Source organism: Amphibacillus indicireducens (assembly GCF_039539605.1).
Lineage (GTDB): Bacteria > Bacillota > Bacilli > Bacillales > Amphibacillaceae > Amphibacillus > Amphibacillus indicireducens.
On sequence record NZ_BAABDL010000071.1, the window covers coordinates 1 to 22,857 of the forward strand.

Genomic DNA, 22,857 nt, shown 5'->3' on the forward strand with positions numbered 1-22,857 from the left:
AACTGGCATTCACTTTTGGCAATTTAATGGGCAAATCACCTATAAAAAATCAAGTTATGAATAATGCAGGTAAAGCTTTCTTTTTGTCTGATAAATGAAGCTGTGTACTAAATAATCGATCAAGTTTTATGTATTTAAAAGGAAAAGCAATCATCACATCAAAATTCGAATAACCTTTACCAACATCATCAAGCGCAAATTGGAAACCATACTCGATTAGCTTTTGAATTATATGAAAAGAATCGATCAACTGATCCATTTGTTCAGATTCAGAAATTTCTAAAACAATTTGATCTGCTCGTAATTGGTTAGTGTTTAGTGTGTGATAGATAAATGCAGAAAATTTAGGATTGATCAAAGTAGAAGGCAGTATATTTATGAATAAGACCGCATCTTTATCACTGAGTTTTGACTCTCGATATGCCCGCATCGCTAAATCGATCGAGGCCGTATCAAGCTCATACAGTCGACCAGCGCGCTTGGCAGCTTCAAATGCCAGCTCAGGATTGGGAAAGTCAACTGATCGCAACAATGCTTCAAAACCAATACAATTATGACTATGTAAATGATAGATGGGCTGAAAATTATGTGTAAAAAGCCTTTTTTCGATAAAATGATCGATTAACATATAATAGCCCCCAAACAAGTTGATAAACTGACACTTTCTATTATAACAAATCTAAAAAATAAACCAATATGATGAGTCGTGAAAGAACATTCAGGTAAATGTTCTGTTTGAGAACAAATTAATGAACTCACTGACACGTGTGAAATGTTAAATTTAGAATTAATCTTCCACATTGACAACTAATTGTGCTATAATGTTTTCTGTATAATTTTGTCCATCTATACATCGGACACACTCAACGAAAACATTGGAGGATCAAACTAAATGGAGGAAACAATCACACTCAAAGAGATCGCTCAGATTGTAAAAAAGAGACTCGGATTAATTATATCCCTAACAATAGGAGCCGCCATAATTAGCGGTATATTTACATACTTTTTTATTACACCGATTTATCGAGCGAATTCGCAATTTCTTGTTAATCAAAATCAATCGACATCAACAGTGGAGTTAAATGAAATAAGGACAAACGTTGAATTAATTAATACGTATAGTGTCATTATTAGAAGTAATCGAATCCTTAACGAAGTCGTCGACGAATTACAATTGACGATCACAGCAGGAGCTCTTGCTGAAAAAATTTCCGTCAGTAATGAAGGCGGATCACAAGTTGTTACCGTAACGGCGACAGATCCCGATCCAGCTATGGCAGTTGATCTTGCTAACGTAACAGTTGAAGTATTCCAAGATCAAATTGATGAATTAATGAATGTTGATAACGTCAATATTTTAAACCCAGCAGTATTACCAGCAAATCCATCGCCAGTCAGTCCAAACCTTACTATGAACATTGCGATTGCATTCGTTCTAGGTGGTATGGTCGGCGTAGGACTTGCGTTCTTACTTGAATACTTAGACACAACTGTGAAAACGGAAGATGACGTTGAAAGAATCGTCGGCCTTCCGGTTATCGGTATCATATCAAAAGTTAAAGACAGTGATTTAATCAATCCGCACCAACAAGCACTCACACGTACAGGAAGAGAAAGGGGCGCAACATTCGATGGCCAAACAAAAAAGACCAGTTAAACAATCGATCAGACATTTAATTACAAAATTGAATCCACGCTCACCAATCTCAGAGCAATTCCGAACGATCCGGACAAATTTGCAATTTACCGCAGTTGATGGTGCCCTCGAGACAATGCTCGTAACATCAGCCGGTCCATCAGAAGGAAAATCATTTACGATCGCTAACTTAGCTGTCGTTTTTGCCCAACAAGAAAAGAAAGTGCTCTTAGTTGATGCAGATATGCGCAAACCAACTGTCCACTATACATTTAGAGTCGACAACCGTCGTGGACTAAGTAGTGTGCTTGTCGGTGAGCACGAACTTGATGAAGCAACGATCAAATCAGATATCCCAAATCTAGAGATCTTACCATCCGGACCGATTCCACCGAATCCATCGGAACTGCTAGGCTCAAATAAAATGCGTCACTTAATTGAAGCAGCAAAAGAATTATACGATCTCGTGGTTTTTGATACACCACCTGTTTTGGCGGTAACCGATGCACAAATTCTAGCTAACTTTGTTGACGGCTCACTACTCGTCATCCGTAGCAAACAGACAGATCAAGAATCAGCAATCAAAGCGAGAGAATTACTCGAACCAGCTAAAGCCAAACTACTTGGCTCCGTCCTAAACGATCTTGAAACATCAAAAGATCAATATTACTATTATGGTGAATAAAACTTGTGCAACTCGCACAAGTTTTTTTGTTGTCAGAAGTCAAGCATGGCTCAAGTTAATGATGAAACAGAATAATTATAGTAAAAAAATAATGTAAATTAGAACTATGCTCCAATTTATTTTTAAAAAAGGTATATTTATTACCGAAAAAGAATATAATGTTACTAAGTTGTGTTATAATAATATCAGCTTAATTAGGGGGGATTCCATGTCTAGTATAATTAGAGTTAAGAAAGTTGAAATTAGGAATTTAAAAAATGTGAAAAAGGGTGCCTTTAATATTAATGTGAATTTCGACAACATGGATAAAGCTGATGTAATCGGATTATATGGTCAAAATGGTTCGGGAAAAACCGCTGTTGTTGACGCATTTCAATTACTGAAAACGTTATTATCCCCTAAAAATAGGGGGTTGCCAAAGCTAGATCAACATTTGATTTATCATAATGAAGAAGCGATTCAACTAACTTTTACTTTTATTAAAAAAAATATAGATGGTGAGTTTTTTATAAAATATCGAGTAACATTAAAAGCAAATGAATCCAATGACAAGGATGATCAGGTTTTGAAAGTATACCAGGAAGAACTTTCATATCGCGAAAATATAAAACATAAAAGGTATAAGTCACTTATTAAAAAAAATAATGATGATATTTCAATCCGCAATCATCATGTAGATTCGATGAGTGAGACTGGGAAAGTATCGGTATTGGTGGCTAATAAGATGTCGAAAGGAAATTCAACGTCATTTGTCTTCAGAGAAGAACTAAAGGAAAGCTTAGAATTGTATTTAAGTAAAGTGGAAAGAAATATTATCAACTGTTTATTGCATGAATTTGATAAAGATTTTCACGTCATTAATACAACGCATTATGGGTTATTAATTGCTAACATAATGATGCCATTTAGTGTTCATATTGATAATAAACGTGGTCATATTCCTTACGATTTAGAGGATACAATGGTTTTTCCTGAAGAGGTTTATGAAGTAATGAAAAAAGTAATCGAGCAAACAAATATTGTTTTAAAAAATATTGTTCCTGGATTAGAAGTAAAAATCAATATGATAAGCAAAGAAAAAATGGATGGAGGGATACAAGGAATACGACTGGAATTACTATCAGTCAAAAATCAGATCGAGCTTCCTTTACGGTGTGAATCAGAAGGAATTTTAAAAATTATTTCAATCTTAACTACTCTAATTGCCGTTTATAATAATCCAAATGCATGTGTGGTGATTGATGAACTTGATTCTGGTATCTTTGAATATCTTTTAGGTGAAATTTTAGAGGTTATATCTGAAAGTGGTAAAGGTCAACTCTTCTTCACATCTCATAATTTGAGGATTTTAGAAGTATTACCGATCAATAATTTATGGTTCACTACTGCAAATGCTGAAGATCGCTACATTCAACTAACAGGTGTAAAGAAGTTAAACAACGCAAGAGATGTTTATTTGCGTGCAATTCAATTGGGTGGTCAAGAAGAACAAATATACGAAGAAACAAATTCATTTGATATTAAGCGGTCATTTAGAAAAGCGGGCATTTCAAATGAGTAGACGGCTAAAGAAAGTGATCATAGTGCTTGTTGAAGGTGAGACGGAAGAAATATTGTTGATAGAAAGATTGCGAAAGATTTTTCCGGAAAGCCAGATTCATTTTGATGTTCAAAGAGGTGATCTGTTTTTTGATCTTAACAGAAGACAGAGCGCGATAAAAAACGTTATTGGAGATGTAATAACATCAATTATGAAAGTAAGGAAGTATAAAACCGTTAGAATTGGCATCCGCCAATTCTCTCAACCGCACAGAAAAAGCGATCATCGTGAACAAATGAACTAAACTGACGACTTCCTGATCCATGATTGGGAAATCGTTAGTTTTTATTTTGTAGGAGAAAATTTATGTTACAATAAAAGTAAAGGCATCAAAATATGAGACATTAAAAAGGGAGTTGCTAGCAATGGAGAAAAAAATCAAGGAACTGACTCTACAATTGCTATATTTAACATCATGGCAAGAAGATGATCTCCCCGAAAATATGAGGAGGAGCTGGAAAGGGTATCCATTTGATATTTTAAATGAATTAACGGATCAAGACCTTATTCGGGGGAGTTATAAAGCGAAATCAGTCTATTTAACAAAGGCGGGTATTGAAGAAGCAAGACGCCTACTTGATGAAAATGACATTAATGATGATGACAGATAATTGTAAAACTGCAAATAACATTAAATATGAACGGAGTGAGAAATATGACAAAGGTCGGCAGGAATGATCCATGTCCTTGTGGAAGTGGCAAGAAATATAAGAAATGTTGTATCAATAAACAAAATCAAGTAGAACGGAAACCAATCGAACCATTTTTTAATCATCTATCATATGAAGAAGTGGATGAATTGAGTACTGAACAGATTATTGCCCAATTAAAAGATTTAGGTGTCCCTTTTGAACGAGACCAATTTTTAAAAGATATTGAGGAGTATTATTCAGCGGAGGATATTTCAGAAGATTGGTTTAGCGATTATCAACTCGTTATTGGTGGAAGAATGGAAGACTTCCCTTGGTTAGCAGCATCTATTTTGTGGGATCGATTGGCCAAACCAAAGAATTTATCGATGGAAAAAATGTATCAATTGATTGAGGATGGTTATGATTGCTTAGGGAAAGATGATCCTGTTTCAGCTTGTGATCATTGGTTGAAAGCTTGGGAGGGGATTAAATATAGGGTAAGCCCTGTCTTTCAAACCCTTGATTACTTGGAAGAACGCTACAGAGGAAGCTTTTATGTCAGTGAATTTTGTCAAAACTTAGAGATGGAACTTTTCAATGCAAGTTTAGAAGATCCTACTTATTTAGAAATTAGAATACAGTATTGTCAGGAGTTTTGTCGTCTTTTCCCTTCTGAGGATCAGAATATTATGTTTAATATGAGACGTGCGATTGCAGACTCTTATGGATCGCTAAAACAATTCAATGAAGCGGAAGCTGCGTTCGAACAATTAGCCAAAGATTTTAGTGATAATCTGTGGACCTTTATTGCGTGGGGAGATTATTATTCTGAAAAGCAAGATCGCGATATCCAGAAGGCGAAGGAAAAGTATGAAAAAGCTTTATCTATTGGGAAAGCCACCAATGACGCAGATGCTTTTGTGGTGGAAGAGCGCCTGGAAAGTTTAGAGGAGTACCCTTTTTAAGAAAAAAGGGAGGGAACTGGCCAGTGCCAGTTCCAACTGCCATCGAATCGGTCAAATCCTTCAATTTGTGAGCGATCGCCCGCAACCATCGTGCGTTCGCCCACAAATCGAAAATATCGCCCGCAACGACTGTGCGATCGCCCGCAAATCCCAAATTTCGCACGCAAACGCTGGATTTCGCGCGCAAACGCTGGATTTCGCGCGCAGATCGAAAATTTCGCGTGTAAATCCCAAATATCGCGCGCAGATTCACAATTTCGCGCGTAAATCTCAAATTTCGCGCGCAAATCCAAAACATCGCGCATAACCCAATATATTCCACCCAACCCAAACAGTCAGATCCCTTGCAACTCCACCCCAAATCCTCTATAATGGTACCAGGTAATAAGAAAAGTAAATAGTTCAAGCCTACAAGGGGAGCTGATTTAAGTCGGCTGAGAAATAACACGTATTGTTCTGACCCTATGAACCTGTTAGTTAATTCTAGCGTAGGGATGGTGGCTTTTTTGATGGCATTTATGCAAAGTAACGAGTAATGTGAGCGGGTTCCCCATCAGGAAGCATCCCCTTGGCACATTACTTTTTTTATTTTCTAAACGGTGTTCAAAAAGTCCGGAAAAAATGACACGGCGAATTTCTTTGTTAGCTTGCTTTTTTAGTTGCTCATGTATTTAAACACATACATTGTGCTACTCAAAGCTGCGCTGCCTCGAAAATCTTGGCCCATTTTATCCTCCTTTTGAACTCGATTAAAAGCAAAATCCAAAAAACAAGGGGGAATTTTTACAATGCAATCAAAAAGAACGTTATTTTTAATCGAAATTGCAATCTTTACAGCACTAGCACTCATCTTAGATCTACTACCGTTTCTATCATTTAAAGTTTGGGCACAAGGTGGATCAATCTCATTCGCGATGATCCCAATCTTTATTGTTGCCTTTCGTTGGGGATTAAAAGGCGGGCTAATTTCAGGTTTCCTATTAGGTATCCTTCAAGTCGCAACAGGAACCGCCTGGATCGCACACCCAGTTCAAGGGCTACTCGACTACCCAGTCGCATTCTTAGTCCTGGGCTTTGCAGGTTTGCTCGCGCCAGCCGTCCAAACAGCCTTAAAAAATAACAATACAAAACGCTTTATTAGTATGGTCACACTCGGCGTACTGATCGGCGTGACACTCAGATTTATCGCCCACTTTGTTGCGGGCGTCGTTTTCTTTGACTCACTAATTGATGGTATGAATATCTGGGTCTACTCACTCGTTTACAATGGCTCATACCTCATCCCATCATTTATCATTAACGTCGCAGCAGTTAGTTTCCTATTCAACAAACGCCCGAATCTAATCGCAGCAACAACAAAGTAAACAAAATCAGATCCGCTCACATTACCAATCAAAAATCGGCACATCCCACCAGATGCGCCGATTTATTTATACAAACTTAAACCAAACGTCATAAATGTGAACAAATAGTGAAAAATGACCATTTTTAAACACACTAAAAACACTCTAAAAAAATCATGCTATTAAGTACATAGAACAATTGTTATAATCGGCTCGCAATTAGTTCTAATTACCCTAAAATAACCTAAACGCCCACCAACGAATAGGCAATTGTACTCAATTAAAAGTATAGAATTATGGTAAAGAGTCACAAAGCTGGTTCCATTCTATGAAGATAACTGGTATAATTAAAATGCTGTAGAAAAATAGAAGCTAAGGAGGTTGTTAATCGATGATTGACATCCATTGTCACATTTTACCCGGCGTAGACGACGGTGCTAAACACCTAGAAGACAGTGTCGCCATGGCACAACAAGCCATAACAGAAGGCATTCATACGATTATCGCAACCCCACATCATAAAAACGGGCGCTACAATAATCCAAAAAACTCAGTCCTAGCCGACCTGACCAGACTCAACGAGCGAATCCAACAAGAACAGATTCCACTCACGATCATACCGGGACAAGAAGTCAGAATCCACGGCGAACTGATCGAAGGCTACCAACAAGACGAAATCCTAACATTAACAGGAACAAGTCGCTATCTCTTTGTCGAATTACCAACAAACCATATTCCACGCTACACGGAACAAATACTATTCGACATCCAAATGCGAGATCTCGTCCCGATCATTGTGCACCCAGAACGAAACACGGCACTCCAAGAACAACCAGAGCGCCTCTATCACTTCGTTCAAAACGGCGCACTAACCCAAATTACCGCCGGCAGTCTAACAGGCAAATTTGGCACAAAAATCAAAAAATTTACCAATGAAATAATCGAACATAACCTAACCCACTTCGTCGCATCAGACGCACACAACACGAAATCACGCGGGTTCAATATGCTCGACGCCAATCAAGAAATCAACCAAAATTACGGGCAACACACACTCTACACATTCATGGACAACGCCCAACATATACTCGACAACGAGAAGATCTACATTGATGAACCAGCAAGAATTAAACGCAAAAAATTCTTCGGACTCTTTTGAAAAAACTCACCCTACTTATATAGAGGGGACTGACAGATTCACTCACGAATAACGTTGGCACACGCTAACGAATAGATACAAAAAAAGGGGCAGATTTGAAATGGCAAAAGTTAAAAAGGCAATTATTCCAGCAGCAGGTTTAGGGACACGATTTTTACCAGTGACGAAAGCAATGCCAAAAGAAATGCTACCGATTGTTGATAAACCAACAATTCAGTATATCGTTGAAGAAGCAGTCGCTTCAGGGATCGAAGACATTATTATCGTGACTGGTAAAGGAAAGCGTGCGATTGAAGATCATTTTGACTTCGCACCAGAACTCGAACAGAATCTAAAAGAAAGAAACAAGCTCGACTTATTACATAAAGTTGAACAATCAACGAACTTAGCTGATATTCACTATATTCGTCAAAAAGAACCGAAAGGACTTGGACATGCGGTTTGGAGTGCCCGGAAGTTTATTGGTGATGAACCATTTGCCGTTCTTCTCGGTGACGATATCGTTGAAAGTGATGTGCCATGCTTAAAACAATTAATCAACCAATTTGACGAAAAACAATCATCGATTATCGGTGTTCAAACAGTACCAACTGAACTTACTGAACGTTACGGAATTGTCGATCCAGGCGAGAAGGTCAATGGCCGACTCTGTGAAGTTGACCACTTTGTTGAAAAACCAAAACTAGGAACAGCACCATCAAATCTAGCAATCATGGGACGCTACATCTTTACACCAGAAATCTTCCGCTTTTTAGAGCGCCATCAAATTGGTGCAGGCGGAGAAATTCAGCTAACAGATGCAATCCAAATGCTAAATGAAATTCAAAAAGTATACGCTTATGACTTCGAAGGTCGTCGTTACGACGTTGGAGAGCAACTTGGCTTTATCCAAACGACGATTGAATTTGCACTTAAAAACAAAGAAATCGGCGCAGACGTGAAGAAAATGCTACTCGACTTAACTGACAAATTTTAATGAATAAATGGAAAAGTGGTGGGGTCTCCCACCGCCAACATCAATGACTTTCAGAATTTTCAAAAAAGGAGCGAGTGATCATGTCCTATCGCAAACGACTAACTCTACTGATATTGCTTGACTCACTAATCGTCGGATCAGCTATCTTTCTAGCATCATGGGTCGTTTACCCATCAAGACCGCATTGGTCAACGAGAACCATTGTTATTAGTGCAATTGCCTTACTCACGTTTCACTTTGTATTCGCCTTTTTGTTTAAGCTCTACCAAAAGGTCTGGTCATATGCGAGTATTAGAGAATTGCAAGCAATTGTTTATTCAGTCACTTTAACGAATTTAGCAACAGCGATCGTCCAATTCTTAGTCAATGACTTTACTATTTATCGCCGAGCAATGCTCGTAACCTGGCTGATTCATATTACACTCATCGGAGGCTCACGTTTTATTTGGCGCGTCTTCCGTGATCATTATATCAATCCGAACCCAAATCAAAAACGCACACTCATTGTCGGTGCAGGTGATGCCGGTGTGATGATCGTCAGACAACTGACAAATGGTCAAACAGACACGGATTTAAGACCAATCGGCTTCATCGATGATGACCCAGCTAAACAAAAAATGCACGTCTATAATTTGCCTGTACTCGGAACAACACTGGACATTGAACAAATTGCAGAAACACAAGCAATCGATCATATTGTGATCGCCATCCCGTCATTACGAAATGGCGAACTCGCAGATATTGTCACACGATGCAACGAGACAGATGCAAAAGTTCAAATCTTACCGAAAATAGAAGACCTTGCAACAGGAAAAGTTTCCGTCCAAATGTTACGAAGCATTGACGTAGAAGACGTACTCGGGCGTCCGCCAGTCAAACTCGATATCGGTTCAATCTCAACATATGTCACTGGCAATACAGTCATGGTCACAGGCGCAGGTGGCTCAATCGGATCCGAAATCTGCCGACAATTAATGCGCTTTACACCAGCTAGAATTTTATTAGTTGGCCATGGCGAATTCAGTATCTATTCAATTGAAAAAGAATTACAAAAAAAATATGGAAAAACAGGCACAGAAATCATTCCAATTATCGCAGACGTACAAGATCGCGACCGGATTTTTAATATCGTTAAACAATATCAACCGTGGATTATTTACCATGCAGCAGCACACAAACATGTGCCATTAATGGAACATAACCCACACGAAGCAATTAAAAACAACGTGATCGGAACGAAAAACGTCACTGAAGCAGCCGATGCTTTTAACGTACATACCTTTGTCTTAGTCTCAACCGACAAAGCCGTTAACCCAACAAACGTAATGGGCGGGACAAAACGACTTGCGGAAATGATCGTCCAAGACTTAGCAAACCGAAGCAAAACAAAATTTGTTGCCGTCCGCTTTGGTAATGTACTCGGGAGCCGTGGCTCAGTCATCCCATTATTTAAAGAACAAATTGAAGAAGGCGGACCAGTCACGGTGACACACCCTGAAATGACCCGTTACTTTATGACCATTCCAGAAGCAACAAGACTTGTGATCCAAGCAGGAACCCTCGCCCGAGGCGGAGAGATTTTCGTCCTTGATATGGGCGAACCCGTCAAGATTGTCGACCTAGCCAAGAACCTAATTAAACTATCAGGCTATTCAACTGACGAAATCGAAATCAAGTTTTCAGGCATTCGCCCAGGCGAAAAAATGTACGAAGAACTACTCGGAGAAGACGAAATTGATCCAGAAGAAGTCTATGAAAAAATCTATATTGGCCGAACCGATCAAGTTGACATCACAGAAGTCTTACAATTAATCGATCAATTCGAACAACTTGATAACATCCAAGTCAAAAACGCCATTATGGACATCGTTTTTGCCGAACAAAAGATCAAATCTAGCATTTCTTAATCAAACTGTAATCATATGATGTATATTTTTTAACAAATCTCAGTTAAAATAAAAGTTAAGTCTAAGAATGTGAGTTTAACTGACAAGTAACAGTACACAGGGGGAAAACAATCATGAGCTACAATGACCATCAAGAGACTAATCGACATTTTATTATCACTATTAGGCATCATTTTGTTATCCCCCATTTTTCTTATTCTAATTATTGCTATTAAAATTGACTCGCGAGGACCCGTGCTTTTCAAACAAAAGCGCATCGGGCTCCACAAGAGTCATTTTTGGATGTTGAGGTATGGTTAAATTACGCGCAAAGAGAGTGAAATATAAGTAGGCATTGAAAACAACGTGGGGCTATTTTTGATGAAACTGGTTGCTATGATTGCAATATTGGGAATTTTTAATGTGGTAGCTGTTCGAAAATTAAAGGGATTCAAAAGCAAGGCGTGAGAAAGTGCGGACCGCTGATTTAAAGGGCTGGATATGGAGATTAGGGGACTATATAAAATGTGCGGATGCGAGTGGCTGATAATGCATGTAAAGTTACTCGTGAAGATGCTAAAGGCAAAGCGGATTTAGAAGATGAGAAGTACAAAGCAAGGATCAAATAACAAAAGTAAAGAGTGATTTTATTGAACATGTCAAAAGGACACAAAATAAATTGTAGAAGGATAAGAGTTAATCCTATTGAATTCGATGCGCTTTAAAGTCAACTGAAAAGGATTTCTTTAGAACTCAAATTAATGATTAATTTACAAGGTGAGAACAATGGATAAAAAACCCGATGGCTTTACTTTAATAGAATTAATTGTTACAATCGCAATACTAGGCATCGTTGCTGCGATAGCTATTCCTAGATTAACTGGGTTTAAAAACATGGCAGATGAAAGGGTATGTGTTGCTAATCGAAAAATTGTAGAAAAGACGTACACCGCTTTTCTGCTTGAGAACGAGATAGGTGACGTTGGTTTTAATAGTTTTATGTTAGCGAATTTTAATGAAGTCTGTCCATCTGTCGGTGTGATCGGTTATGAAGATGATAAGGTTAAGTGCAGTGTACATGAAGTTGGAAGTGAAAGTGATGAAGATGATCCGTCTGGGGATGAAGTTCCTTGGTTATAAACGGCTCTCCGCTATCTAGTGTTGAAGTATTAAATTGCTAGTGATAATTTAGTACAATTGTTTTGAATCACTTCATGATGTATCTACTATTGACAGTGACTTGCTCAAAGCCAAATGGGACAAAGGAATGAGTTCAATTGCTCACTCAACATTCACCACCTGTTACGCAAATAACTGGGCTCGATTTAGATTTTAAGCAGTCAGTTGAATTAAACACAATATAGCGAGGAACCTTATAAACTTTTTATTGAGTCGAAAAGACAATTACAGGCTTACAATTAGTTGTTTAAATGATCGTAGAGTTCTGTAATTAATTACTAATTCGGCAAACTCTTCTATTGGATGTATATGGCGAGGAGAGTATCGGAATAAAATTACTATATACGGTATGTGATAAATGTTCTCATACAATATATTGCGCAAATTTCATCTATTTAATATATTCATTTCGACGTGAGTATGCTAATAGGATTACAAGATATAGTAGCTCAAAAATATCGGACCACAACATTTAGAATTGAAAAACTGTAATTTGTAATTAACTCGAAAAGATAATTACAGGCTTAAAGCCAGTAAAATCAAGGCTTGCAGAGATTTTGTAATTTGTAATTAAGAATTCGCCAAACTTTTTATGTATTTAACGCCGAATCGACGTGAGTATGCTGAAAGGATAAAGAGGCTGTAAGTCAGTGATATCAAGGGTTTGAACAGAAAAACAAAAATGTACATTTTGAAAAATCAACATAATACATAAATTTGAAAATTAAGGTGCTCAACATAGGAGCACTTGTACTTACATAGGAAATTACATTACATGAAGTGAGGTATGGAAGATGAATTATTTAGTAGTAGTAGCACATCCAGATGATGAAGTTTTAGGCGCAGGAGCGACTATGTATAAACTGGCACAGGAAGGTCATACAGTGAATGTGTGTATTATGTCTGGAGAAGTTAAAGCAAGAAACCATAGACCTGAAACTGATGAACTTCTTGAGGATGTTAATAACTCATTAAGCTTATTAGGCGTTAAAAAAGTCATTAAAGGCGAATTTCCAAATATCGAATTCAATACAGTACCTCATCTCAAATTAGTTCAATTCATAGAAAAAGCAATGGAAGAAACTAGGTCTGAAGTTGTTTTCACACATCACCCATCAGATTTAAATAATGATCATCTACATACGTCTCTTGCATGCCAAGCTGCAGTAAGACTTTTTCAACGAAGACCAGAAGTTAGTCCATTAAAAGAACTTCTATTTATGGAAGTACCTTCAGCTACTGAGTGGGCATTAAATAAATCTATGAATCAGTTCAACCCAAATACATTTATCGAAGTAGGAGAAGAGGCTGTAGATAAGAAGATAGAAGCTCTATCTATGTATAGAGGAGTAATGAGACCCTATCCACATCCTAGAAGCAATGAAGCTTTAAAAGGTCTTGCTGCTTATAGAGGCGGACAGGCCGGAATGGTTTACGCTGAAAGCTTTGAAAGTGTGTTTAGAAGAGGGTTTTAATTTCTAGCAAACTCAACATTAAATTGGAGAGGAATTGAAAATATGAAGAAGAAAAGTGCATTTACAACTTGTGTCCAACTGGGTTTAAGTTGTATTGAAGAGATATATAGAATCGGTGGAAAATTAGATCTTCTTATTACATTGAAAGATGAAAAGGCGAAGAACAAGTCTGGAAGGATCTATCTTGATGAAATAGCTGAAAGAGAGAGTACGCCACTTCTAAAAATCAATAATATTAACGATCCTGAGGTCATTGAAGCTCTTAAAAAGCATGAGATTGATTGGCTTTTCATTATTGGTTGGTCACAGATTGCTAAGAAAGAAGTTTTAGAAACACCGACCAATGGTTGTATTGGAATGCATCCTACACTTTTGCCTGTTGGTAGAGGTAGAGCAGCTATTCCATGGGCTATTATTAAAGGGCTAGATAAGACTGGTGTTACTATGTTCAAGCTTGATGAAGGTGTAGACACTGGTGACATTATCGGTCAGGGTGTTATTGAGATTAATGAGAACACTACAGCAACAGATCTATACAAGAAGGTTGATGAGATGCATGTAGAGCTAATATCAAAGTATTGGGATGCTATTGTTAATGACAGAGTAGTTCTTACAAAGCAAGATGAGTCTAAGGCTACTGAGTGGCCAGGAAGAAAACCTGAAGATGGGGAGCTTCTGAGTTCAATGACAATGGATGAAGCAGACAAACTAGTTAGGGCAGTTGCACATCCTTATCCAGGAGCTTTTTATAAAGTTGGAGATAAGATAATTAGAATTTGGTCAGCTAAGGTTGATCCAAATGAAGGAGAAATAAAACTAAGCAATGGGTACTTAACACCGATCGATTATGAAATAGAGGGATAGTATGCAGAAGGCAATTAAAAGGTTAATAGATATCATTCTTTCATTAATAGTATTAATAGCATTTTTGCCTATATGGATTATCGTTGCCATTCTTATTAAAACAACCTCAAAAGGACCTATTTTCTTTCTACAAGATAGACCAGGGCAACACAAGAAGATATTCAAGGTTTATAAGTTTAGAACCATGAAGCCTGGATCTGAAAAGATGGTTAAAGGGCAAGAAGTTATGAAGGATGATGACAGAGTAACTTCCATAGGTAAGTTTTTAAGAAGAACAAAGATAGATGAAATTCCACAGGTGCTTAATGTTCTAAAGGGTGAAATGAGTCTTGTTGGCCCAAGGCCAGAAAGAATCGCATCTCTTGAGGAGTACGATGAGGAGATTTCAAAGAGGCTTAATATGAGGCCTGGCATGACTGGACTGGCTCAGGTGAGTGGGAATATTCATTTGAACCTTCAGGATAGATATAAACATGATGTTTACTATGTGGAACATTATAGTTTGTGGCTTGATGTCAAGATTATCTTTAGAACCGTAGGTGTTGTATTGTTTGGTGAAGATAGATATGTGGATAAGCGTTTGGTTGATCTAAATTCTGCTCAGAGAGGCACATCGGTATGAAAAGAATATTGATTACAGGAGCTGGAAGTTACATAGGCACTTCATTTGAGAATTGGGTTAGTCAATGGCCTGAGAAGTATCAAGTAGACACCATTGATATGAGAGGAAACGAGTGGAAAGACAAACTATTCAGTACATATGATGTGATTTATCATATCGCTGCAATTGTTCATGTCAAAGAGAATGATACTGAGAAGTATTTTAGTGTGAATAGAGATCTCGCAGTTGAAGTCGCAAAGAAAGCGAAAGCAGAAGGCGTTAAGCAGTTCATCTTCTTAAGTACAATGGGAGTTTATGGTAAAGAGACAGGGTTTATAGATGAAAATACTAAGCCGAACCCCAAGACACCATATGCTCAGTCTAAGTTAGAGGCTGAAGAATTATTAAAAGGATTAACGAATGATTCCTTTAAGGTTGCTACATTAAGGCCACCGATTGTTTATGGGAAAGACTGCAGAGGGAATTATCCTAGACTTGCTGGTATGGCTTTGAAGTTACCTATTTTCCCGAAGGGAAAGAATGAACGAAGCATGATTTTTATTGATAATTTGTCTGAATTTGTGAGACTAACGATAGATAAAGAGTTGAGTGGACTGCTCTTCCCTCAAAATAAAGAGTATGTTAATACGACTGAGCTTGTGAGGTTAATAGCTAAAACTCATGATAAAGAACTTAAAGTAACTGGAGTGTTTAATCCATTTGTGTATTTAGGGATAAAGATGTCAGAGACCTTTGGAAAAGTGTTTGGGTCATTTACCTATGACAAGCAAATGCCAGGTGGTCCTGAGGAGTATAATTATGAAACTTGTTCGTTTAAAGAATCTATTGAGCGGACAGAGAAATAGATATTGGAGGAGTTAATCTATGAACTACCCTAGTTTTTCTGTGTTAATGTCAGTTTACATTAAAGAGAAACCAGAATATTTAAGAGAAAGTATTTTGAGTGTTTTAAATCAAACAGCATTACCAGATGAAATTGTTCTAGTTAAAGATGGGCCATTGACGATTGAGCTTGAAGCTGTGATTAATGAATTTATAGATAATGATATTCTTAAAATAGTTGAAATAAAAGAAAATGTTGGGCTTGGAAAAGCTTTAAATAAGGGGTTATTAGAATGTAGAAATGGAATCATTGCGCGAATGGATACTGATGATATAGCAAAACCAGAAAGATTTGAAAAGCAATTAGAACACTTCATGCATAATCCAACATTAAGTGTTCTTGGATCTGCAGTTGAAGAATTTATCGATAATCCAAATAATATTATAGCGTATAATACTGTCAAAACAGAATATGAGAGTATAAAGAAAACGATAAAGTTTAGAAATCCTATAATTCATCCAACTGTAATGTTTAAAAAAGAAGATGTGATTAATTCCGGGAGCTATAAAGATTGGCACTTGAATGAAGATTACTATTTATGGATAAGGATGATACAAAGAGATTATGTGTTTAAAAATATAAACGAACCTCTTGTATCTATGAGAATCACTAATGAAACATATCTTAGGAGAGGTGGATGGAGATACTTTATCACTCAGAAGAAATTATTTGATTATATGCTTAAGAGTAAAACGATAAATATCTTTGAATACCTTTATAACAATGGGATTAGATTTGTAACAAGAATACTGGTTCCCAATAACATCAGAAAACAAATGTATTTGAAAATGTTAAGAAAGAAGAAAGTGTAAATGTTTTCAAGTTTATTTATAACATAGACAATTAAATGCAATTATGAAAGCTTCATAGACTAGTTAAAGAAATTAAGGATTCAAATGGAACATTTCTTGAATTAAGGGCTTTAGTATAGGGGTGAAAATGTGAAAAAAAGCGGAGTACTATTATTTTTTGTAATATTGATACTTTATTTAGCATCAATGTTATTACATTTAAATGGAATTTTTGATAACGAATTGGGCCTAAATCTATTAAAAATTCAATTAATAGCTCTATTTGGAACAGTGTTACTATTTGCAATAAAAAAGTTTGGTATATATAGCTCATGGTCCCTATTTCTACTTGCATTTTTTCTATTTAATTTATCAAGATTTTTTCTTGATATACTAGGAATCGCTTCGGTAAGCGCATCCGATAAATATGTATTTTATACAATCAGTAGAGAAACAATCATAACGATTTTGAACTCATATGTTGTTTTCTTAATTTTTTATTTATTATCCATGATAGTGATAAAGCAAAATAAAAATGCATTAATTCGCATTGCTAATTCACCAAACTTAGAAAAGGCTACTTCAACTATATTATTATTAGTTGCCCCTTTTGTTGCAGTCAAACTAATAAATGACATTATACAGGTTTTATCAAACAGTTATTTTTCATTATACTCAAATAATTCATCAACATTCAGATTGTTGAACCCATTCTGGTTTGTTTTTTATTTTACGGTTCCAATTTATTTGGCTTCAATACCAAAAAAGAAATACAAAAATCTTATTATATTTATTATTGTTATTATTATCGTGTTAGATTCGATGAAAGGATCTAGAGGGGCACTCTTTAGACCATTATTATTTATTGTTTGGTATTATGCATTATTAGGAAAAAAACTAAGTACAAAAACATCAATATTGGCTGTTGTTTTGACACCTATAGTATCAAATTTATATGTTTTTTTTAGAGAAGGTGGAATTGTAATTAAGAGTTTTTTAAGTTCGTTTTATACTTTTTTATATTCGCAAGGAGTAACAGCCGTTTTCTTTGCAAACTTTTTAGATTATAGAGATGGATTTTCAAGAAACACGAGGTTCTATTTTCTGTCTGGCTTTATAGAACCTGTAAGAAGATATATTACGCAAAGAACAGCGTATAGTTCTGGAAGAAGTCAAAGGTTTGTTGATGTTACTTATTCACTTGACCACAAACTAATGCATGAAATATCTCCAGAGTTATACGCTCAGGGAGTTGGTTTTGGTAGTAATATTGTCGCAGAATTTTACGCCTTTGGTGGATATATAGGAATTGCTATTCTCACAATCCTATTATGCTATTTAATAAACTTATTTGAAAATAAAAGTCGTATTAATAGGGTGATGCTAATAGTTTCCTTCTATTGGGTACAAAACTTAATTTGGGCACCAAGAGGAACTATGTTACCAAACCCAATATTCATACTTTTAAGTTTAATAATATACTATTTTATTAATACTGTAGTTAATAAAAATGATGGAAATTTTAAAAAAAGCAAAGAAGGGGTGAGCTAATGAAGGTTTCAATTGTATATATGGGAGATGTGAATGCTAAAAATGGAGCTTCTAAGGTAGTTAAGTCACTAATAGATAATAAAGCGGAATTCATAAATAATGGGATAACTATTAATAATTTATATGCTTCGAAGCCATATAATCAGGCTGATCAATTTTGGAATAAGAGTAAGAAAAATAATTTGGAATTTAGAGCTAAATTGAAATTGTTTCTTGGTAAAACAATGATAGGTAGTATTATTTCCTTATATCTACAATACTTTAGAAATGCAAAAATATCGGTTAAGAAAGTTATTGAAAGTGATGACAATAGTGATTTGTTAATATTTCATGACATTTTTTCTTGTTATACCTATTATAAGAAGAAGAAAAATTTTGATGAAAACGTAATTTTAGTTTTGCATACCAATGGAGATACATGGAAGATGGTGTATGAATATTTCCCAAAACTGAATAAGAAATTATTTAATAGGTTTTTTAATTACGTAGAAAAGTATGTTTGTGAAAATTCAAATAGAATTGTCTTTGTTTCTGAAATGTCAGCTGCAAATTTTGTAGGTTTGAGACCAGAATATAAAGATAAGATAGCATGTATTTATAATGGAATTGATAGTTCTAGTGATTTAGCGAATGAAATTGATATAGAACGATTAAGAATGATTAGTGTTGGAACTTTAAATAGTAGGAAAGCACAGAATTTGATTATAGAGAGTTTAGCACAGATTGTTGATAAATCAATTAAACTCACTTTGGTGGGAGATGGTGAGAAAAAAGAAGAGTTCTATGAAATTGCAGAGAATAATCAGGTGTTAGATCAAGTGGATTTTTTAGGTAGTAGAAATGATGTTGAGGAGATACTTCGAGGTCATAATCTATTCATAATGTCTAGTAAAGATGAAGGATTACCAATTTCAATTATTGAAGCAATGAAACATGGGTTACCTATTATTGCAACAAACGTGGGAGGAATTCCAGAATTAATAGATGGAAATGGAATTCTTGTAGAGCCTGATGTTGAAAGTATAAAGAAAGCTATTGAAGAACTAAATAATAATAAGACTACTTTAAAAGAAATGTCAATTAAATCAAGAAAAATCTTTGAACAAAAATTTACTGTTAATCGAATGATAAAAAATTATTCCGATTTAATAAAAGAGGTTATTTATGAAAAAAATTAAAGATCTTTATCATAAAAATATTGTAATAAACAGAGTCGGAAGATTAGGAATAAATATAAGAAATTATCCGTTACAAGACTATGAAAAAAGTTGTAGTATAAGAAAAATCCTAGATGTTTGGAATTGCGAAAAGCTTTCAAAAGATATGAAAATGTATTTAGAAGACAGTTCTCCCGATGGAGCACTTTATGGAATTCTCCATTGGATAAAAAAATATGCCGGTATTAGTAAAAAATTAAATTTTTATGTGGAACATGGTCTGTACTTTGGTGATTTAGTTAGAGAAAACGCAGTGGACTCTATATATGACGGCGTAATTACATTCAGTAAACACAGGGCAAAAATAATTAATGAAAAATCAGATAAGAGAGTCTTCACAATTGGTCCATATATTCATTATGCGGATGATTATTATGGGCTTGAAGAATTTAAAAAAATCAAGGCCAAGTTAGGTAAGACACTTCTGTTTTTCCCACCGCATTCTATTAAGGGGCATGATGCAAAATATGATATTTCAAGTATTGTTACAAGATTAAAAGAATTTAAAACCGAATACAACACAATTATGGTATGTATGTACTATAAAGATGTGCAAAGAGGTCTACATAAAGAATTTGAGAACGAGGATTTTTTTGTTGTAACAGCCGGACATTTTTATGATTATAATTTTCTAAGCCGATTAAAAAGTATTATAAAACTCTCTGATCACACTGCATCAATGGCTATTGGCACACATATAGGATACTGCTTACAGCTAGACAAATCACATGAGATAATCAACAAGGACTCAAGCATAACTATTCCTGATGATACAAATAAGTTGTTTAGTAGTATAAAGGAAAGTGAAATCGAAAATAGAGGGCCTAATTATTTGAAAACTTTTACAGAGGATGAAGAAACAATATTAAATGCATTTTTCAATATGGGAAGTATTATAACAATCGAACAACAAAAGATAAGTGATAAATACTGGGGGCTGTCTGAGATCAAATCAAAACTTGACTTAAAAAAAGAACTATTAGGTAATGACGATGGATATTGATAAAAAAGATATAATCTGGAGCTATTTTTCACAAATACTTCAATTTGCAGCAAGTATAATAATCTTACCTATTGTATTGATTAGACTTTCAGAATTCGATATTTCAATGTATTATATTTTCACATCAATAGGTCTTTTCATAAACTTAGTGGATTTTGGATTACAGCCCACGCTATCGCGCTTTGTTTCATATATATACTCTGGTGCACAAACACTTATAAGGGAAGGTTTTGTTGGTAGTGAAACAAATTCAGTTAACTATCGATTATTAAAAGAACTAGTAGTAAGCGTAAAACGAATATATGGATTTTTGACAATCAGCATACTACTAATTTTAGGTACTCTTGGCACTTTTTATATAAGCAGTTTAGCCAGCCAAGACTATAGAACTACAATGATTGCTTGGATTTTATACTTGATTTCTGCATGCTTTAATTTGTTTTACTATTATTACACACCATTATTAATTGGGCGAGGACTCATTAAAGAGTCTCATAAGACAATAGTTTTCTCTAAACTATCATACATTCTTATTGCATATATCGGTGTAGCATTGGGCTACGGTCTAATAGCAATATCGTTAGCGAATTTAATAGGAAGTTTTGTCAATAGATTTTTATCTCACATTATGTTCTTTGATGAAGAGACAAAAAGAAAATTCCAAGCTATTGATGTACGAGTAAGAGTTAAAGAAACGTTAAGCATTATAGGGCACTCTTCAATAAGAATGGGGCTAGTCTCGTTGGGAACTTTTTTAACTTATAGATCTAACATTTTCTTTGCATCTAAATATTTAAGCATCGAACAAGTTGCTTCCTATGGTTTGTCAATTCAAATAGTTACATTGTTAGTGAAAATCGCAACATTGTTCTTTAATACGATGCTCCCTAAATTTAATAATTTACGATTTTTAGAGAAGAAAGATGAATATAAGAGACTTTTTATTATGAGTTGGGGCATCATGGTTATTACTTACTTGTCTGGGGCAACAGTAATAGTTTTGTTTGGAAATAGAATCTTAGAAATAATAGGATCGAATGCGCTATTGTTAAGTGATGAATTGTTACTGTTTATGTTGCTTACATTTCTATTGGAGATTAACCACGGAATATCAATGTCTTTTCTTAGTACAAACAATATTATTGAATATCATAGAAGTTCAATTTTTACCGGAATAGCGACAGTTGTAATTGCATTTATATCATTGGAGTATCTAAACTTAAATGTTTATGGACTCTTGATTGCTCAATTTATATCATCATTAGCTTATAATAATTGGAAGTGGCCATTAGAAGTGAAGAAGCTGCTTAGCTCTAATTATTACGAGTATATAAAAACATTCGTCGATATATCAAAACATGAATTAAGAAAGGTGAGAAAAAATGCTTAATAACAAATCAATTCTAATCACAGGTGGAACAGGTTCATTCGGAAAACAATTCACGGAAATGGTACTTAAAAAATATGATCCTAAGAAAATTATAATTTATTCACGGGATGAATTTAAGCAAGATGTCATGAGAAAAGATTTAGCACAAAAGTTTCCAGAGGAAATTTCGAAATTGAGATTTTTCATTGGAGATGTAAGAGATAAAGATAGACTGTATCGGGCATTTAAAGGAGTAGACTATGTCATCCATGCTGCTGCAATGAAGCAAGTGCCTGCATGTGAATATAATCCTTTTGAAGCGATTAAAACAAATATTCATGGAGCTCAGAATATTGTTGATGCAGCGATTGATTGTGGTGTTAAAAAAGTTATTGCTCTTTCAACAGATAAGGCAGTAAACCCAATTAACCTTTATGGGGGAACAAAGCTAGTTTCAGACAAATTATTTGTTTCAGCAAATTCTTATCGTGGAGATGAAGGAACAGTATTCGCAGTAGTTCGGTATGGAAATGTTTCCGGAAGTAGAGGATCGGTAATTCCTTTCTTTAGAGAATTACTAAACAATGGTACCACGGAACTTCCAATAACAGATACAAGAATGACGAGATTCTGGATGACTCTTGATGATGCAGTAGATCTAGTTGTAAAAGCAGTAGAAGAATCAAAAGGTGGAGAAACTTATGTATTTAAAAATCCATCATACACGATTACTGATATTGCAGAAGCTATGAATCCTGGGGGCAAGATAAATGTTGTTGGAATCAGAGAAGGCGAAAAACTTCATGAAGTTATGATTACCAGCGATGATTCAAGAGGTACCTATGATTATGGTGATCATTATATAATTTATCCAAATTACATTTGGTGGTCAAAGGATCATTACTTTAAAGAAGGTGGCACTTTAATTGAGGAAGGCTGGGAGTATAACTCAGGAACAAATACTGAGTGGTTAGATGTAGAAACATTAAGAAATAAGATTAAAGAATTAGAATTATAGTTG

The 22,857-nt window shown here is 35.4% G+C and carries 23 protein-coding genes, 1 pseudogene and 1 riboswitch; of the genes and pseudogenes, 22 read left to right on the top strand and 2 right to left on the bottom strand.

Features of this window, described 5'->3' with window-relative positions:
* Positions 1-49 precede the first annotated feature (49 nt).
* Positions 50-628 (bottom strand): EAL domain-containing protein, encoded by a 579-nt coding sequence (locus tag ABD814_RS06570; RefSeq protein WP_344911521.1) that lies wholly within the window; start codon positions 626-628, stop codon positions 50-52.
* Positions 629-892: 264 nt separating this feature from the next.
* Here ABD814_RS06570 and ABD814_RS06575 point away from each other — a divergent pair, with 264 nt between their 5' ends.
* The 6 genes from ABD814_RS06575 (at position 893) to ABD814_RS06600 (ending at position 5,518) form a co-directional block, all read left to right on the top strand.
* Entirely contained in the window at positions 893-1,657 is a 765-nt protein-coding gene (locus ABD814_RS06575) for a YveK family protein (protein WP_344911523.1), read from the top strand.
* Positions 1,632-2,321: a CpsD/CapB family tyrosine-protein kinase gene (locus ABD814_RS06580; RefSeq protein WP_344911525.1), complete on the top strand. Its 690-nt coding sequence runs from the start codon at positions 1,632-1,634 to the stop codon at positions 2,319-2,321. Before ABD814_RS06575 ends, ABD814_RS06580 begins: the two co-directional genes overlap by 26 nt.
* Positions 2,322-2,529: 208 nt before the next feature.
* Positions 2,530-3,882, top strand: coding sequence for an AAA family ATPase (locus tag ABD814_RS06585; RefSeq protein WP_344911614.1), 1,353 nt, complete (start codon positions 2,530-2,532; stop codon positions 3,880-3,882).
* Entirely contained in the window at positions 3,875-4,165 is a 291-nt protein-coding gene (locus ABD814_RS06590) for a hypothetical protein (protein WP_344911527.1), read from the top strand. The genes ABD814_RS06585 and ABD814_RS06590 overlap by 8 nt, the downstream gene beginning before the upstream one ends.
* A gap of 121 nt (positions 4,166-4,286) precedes the next feature.
* A complete protein-coding gene (locus ABD814_RS06595; protein ID WP_344911529.1) occupies positions 4,287-4,532 on the top strand; it encodes a DUF6429 family protein in 246 nt (81 codons plus the stop codon).
* A 44-nt stretch (positions 4,533-4,576) separates the two neighbouring features.
* Positions 4,577-5,518, top strand: coding sequence for a YecA family protein (locus ABD814_RS06600; RefSeq protein WP_344911531.1), 942 nt, complete (start codon positions 4,577-4,579; stop codon positions 5,516-5,518).
* Here ABD814_RS06600 and ABD814_RS06605 read toward each other — a convergent pair.
* Complete coding sequence (locus ABD814_RS06605; protein WP_344911533.1) at positions 5,515-5,823, bottom strand: hypothetical protein; 309 nt, start codon at positions 5,821-5,823, stop codon at positions 5,515-5,517. The genes ABD814_RS06600 and ABD814_RS06605 overlap by 4 nt on opposite strands.
* Positions 5,824-5,921: 98 nt before the next feature.
* Positions 5,922-6,030: riboswitch (TPP riboswitch) on the top strand.
* 276 nt (positions 6,031-6,306) lie between these two features.
* Between ABD814_RS06605 and thiT the strand changes: the two genes are divergently transcribed.
* The 16 genes and pseudogenes from thiT to pseB all read left to right on the top strand — a co-directional run bounded on the left by thiT (position 6,307) and on the right by pseB (position 22,854).
* Positions 6,307-6,882 carry an energy-coupled thiamine transporter ThiT gene (gene thiT / locus ABD814_RS06610; protein ID WP_344911535.1) on the top strand — a complete coding sequence of 192 codons (576 nt, stop codon included), beginning with the start codon at positions 6,307-6,309 and terminating at the stop codon, positions 6,880-6,882.
* Between the two features lie 370 nt (positions 6,883-7,252).
* Entirely contained in the window at positions 7,253-8,020 is a 768-nt protein-coding gene (locus ABD814_RS06615) for a tyrosine-protein phosphatase (protein WP_344911537.1), read from the top strand.
* A gap of 100 nt (positions 8,021-8,120) precedes the next feature.
* A complete protein-coding gene (galU, locus tag ABD814_RS06620) occupies positions 8,121-8,996 on the top strand; it encodes a UTP--glucose-1-phosphate uridylyltransferase GalU (protein WP_344911539.1) in 876 nt (291 codons plus the stop codon).
* An 80-nt stretch (positions 8,997-9,076) separates the two neighbouring features.
* Positions 9,077-10,903 carry a polysaccharide biosynthesis protein gene (locus ABD814_RS06625; RefSeq protein WP_344911541.1) on the top strand — a complete coding sequence of 609 codons (1,827 nt, stop codon included), beginning with the start codon at positions 9,077-9,079 and terminating at the stop codon, positions 10,901-10,903.
* Between the two features lie 123 nt (positions 10,904-11,026).
* Positions 11,027-11,197: pseudogene (locus ABD814_RS06630) on the top strand (sugar transferase); the annotation flags it as partial.
* A 471-nt stretch (positions 11,198-11,668) separates the two neighbouring features.
* Positions 11,669-12,022, top strand: a complete 354-nt coding sequence (locus tag ABD814_RS06635; RefSeq protein ID WP_344911542.1) for a type II secretion system protein — start codon at positions 11,669-11,671, stop codon at positions 12,020-12,022.
* An 833-nt stretch (positions 12,023-12,855) separates the two neighbouring features.
* Positions 12,856-13,536, top strand: coding sequence for a PIG-L deacetylase family protein (locus tag ABD814_RS06640; RefSeq protein WP_344911544.1), 681 nt, complete (start codon positions 12,856-12,858; stop codon positions 13,534-13,536).
* A 42-nt stretch (positions 13,537-13,578) separates the two neighbouring features.
* On the top strand, positions 13,579-14,400 hold the full coding sequence (locus ABD814_RS06645) for a formyltransferase family protein (RefSeq protein WP_344911546.1): 822 nt from the start codon (positions 13,579-13,581) through the stop codon (positions 14,398-14,400).
* Position 14,401: 1 nt separating this feature from the next.
* Positions 14,402-15,022, top strand: coding sequence for a sugar transferase (locus tag ABD814_RS06650; RefSeq protein ID WP_344911547.1), 621 nt, complete (start codon positions 14,402-14,404; stop codon positions 15,020-15,022).
* The gene (locus ABD814_RS06655) at positions 15,019-15,867 is read left to right on the top strand and encodes an NAD-dependent epimerase/dehydratase family protein (RefSeq protein WP_344911549.1); all 849 of its coding nucleotides are present in this window, start codon (positions 15,019-15,021) and stop codon (positions 15,865-15,867) included. The genes ABD814_RS06650 and ABD814_RS06655 overlap by 4 nt, the downstream gene beginning before the upstream one ends.
* Positions 15,868-15,886: 19 nt before the next feature.
* Positions 15,887-16,717, top strand: coding sequence for a glycosyltransferase (locus ABD814_RS06660; protein WP_344911550.1), 831 nt, complete (start codon positions 15,887-15,889; stop codon positions 16,715-16,717).
* A 129-nt stretch (positions 16,718-16,846) separates the two neighbouring features.
* Positions 16,847-18,247, top strand: a complete 1,401-nt coding sequence (gene wzy / locus ABD814_RS06665; RefSeq protein WP_344911552.1) for an O-antigen polysaccharide polymerase Wzy — start codon at positions 16,847-16,849, stop codon at positions 18,245-18,247.
* On the top strand, positions 18,247-19,425 hold the full coding sequence (locus ABD814_RS06670) for a glycosyltransferase family 4 protein (protein WP_344911553.1): 1,179 nt from the start codon (positions 18,247-18,249) through the stop codon (positions 19,423-19,425). Before wzy ends, ABD814_RS06670 begins: the two co-directional genes overlap by 1 nt.
* Positions 19,412-20,467 (top strand): hypothetical protein, encoded by a 1,056-nt coding sequence (locus ABD814_RS06675; protein WP_344911555.1) that lies wholly within the window; start codon positions 19,412-19,414, stop codon positions 20,465-20,467. The genes ABD814_RS06670 and ABD814_RS06675 overlap by 14 nt, the downstream gene beginning before the upstream one ends.
* Entirely contained in the window at positions 20,457-21,857 is a 1,401-nt protein-coding gene (wzx, locus tag ABD814_RS06680; protein WP_344911556.1) for an O-unit flippase-like protein, read from the top strand. The genes ABD814_RS06675 and wzx overlap by 11 nt, the downstream gene beginning before the upstream one ends.
* Positions 21,850-22,854, top strand: coding sequence for a UDP-N-acetylglucosamine 4,6-dehydratase (inverting) (pseB, locus tag ABD814_RS06685; RefSeq protein WP_344911557.1), 1,005 nt, complete (start codon positions 21,850-21,852; stop codon positions 22,852-22,854). Before wzx ends, pseB begins: the two co-directional genes overlap by 8 nt.
* The last annotated feature ends 3 nt before the right edge of the window (positions 22,855-22,857 follow it).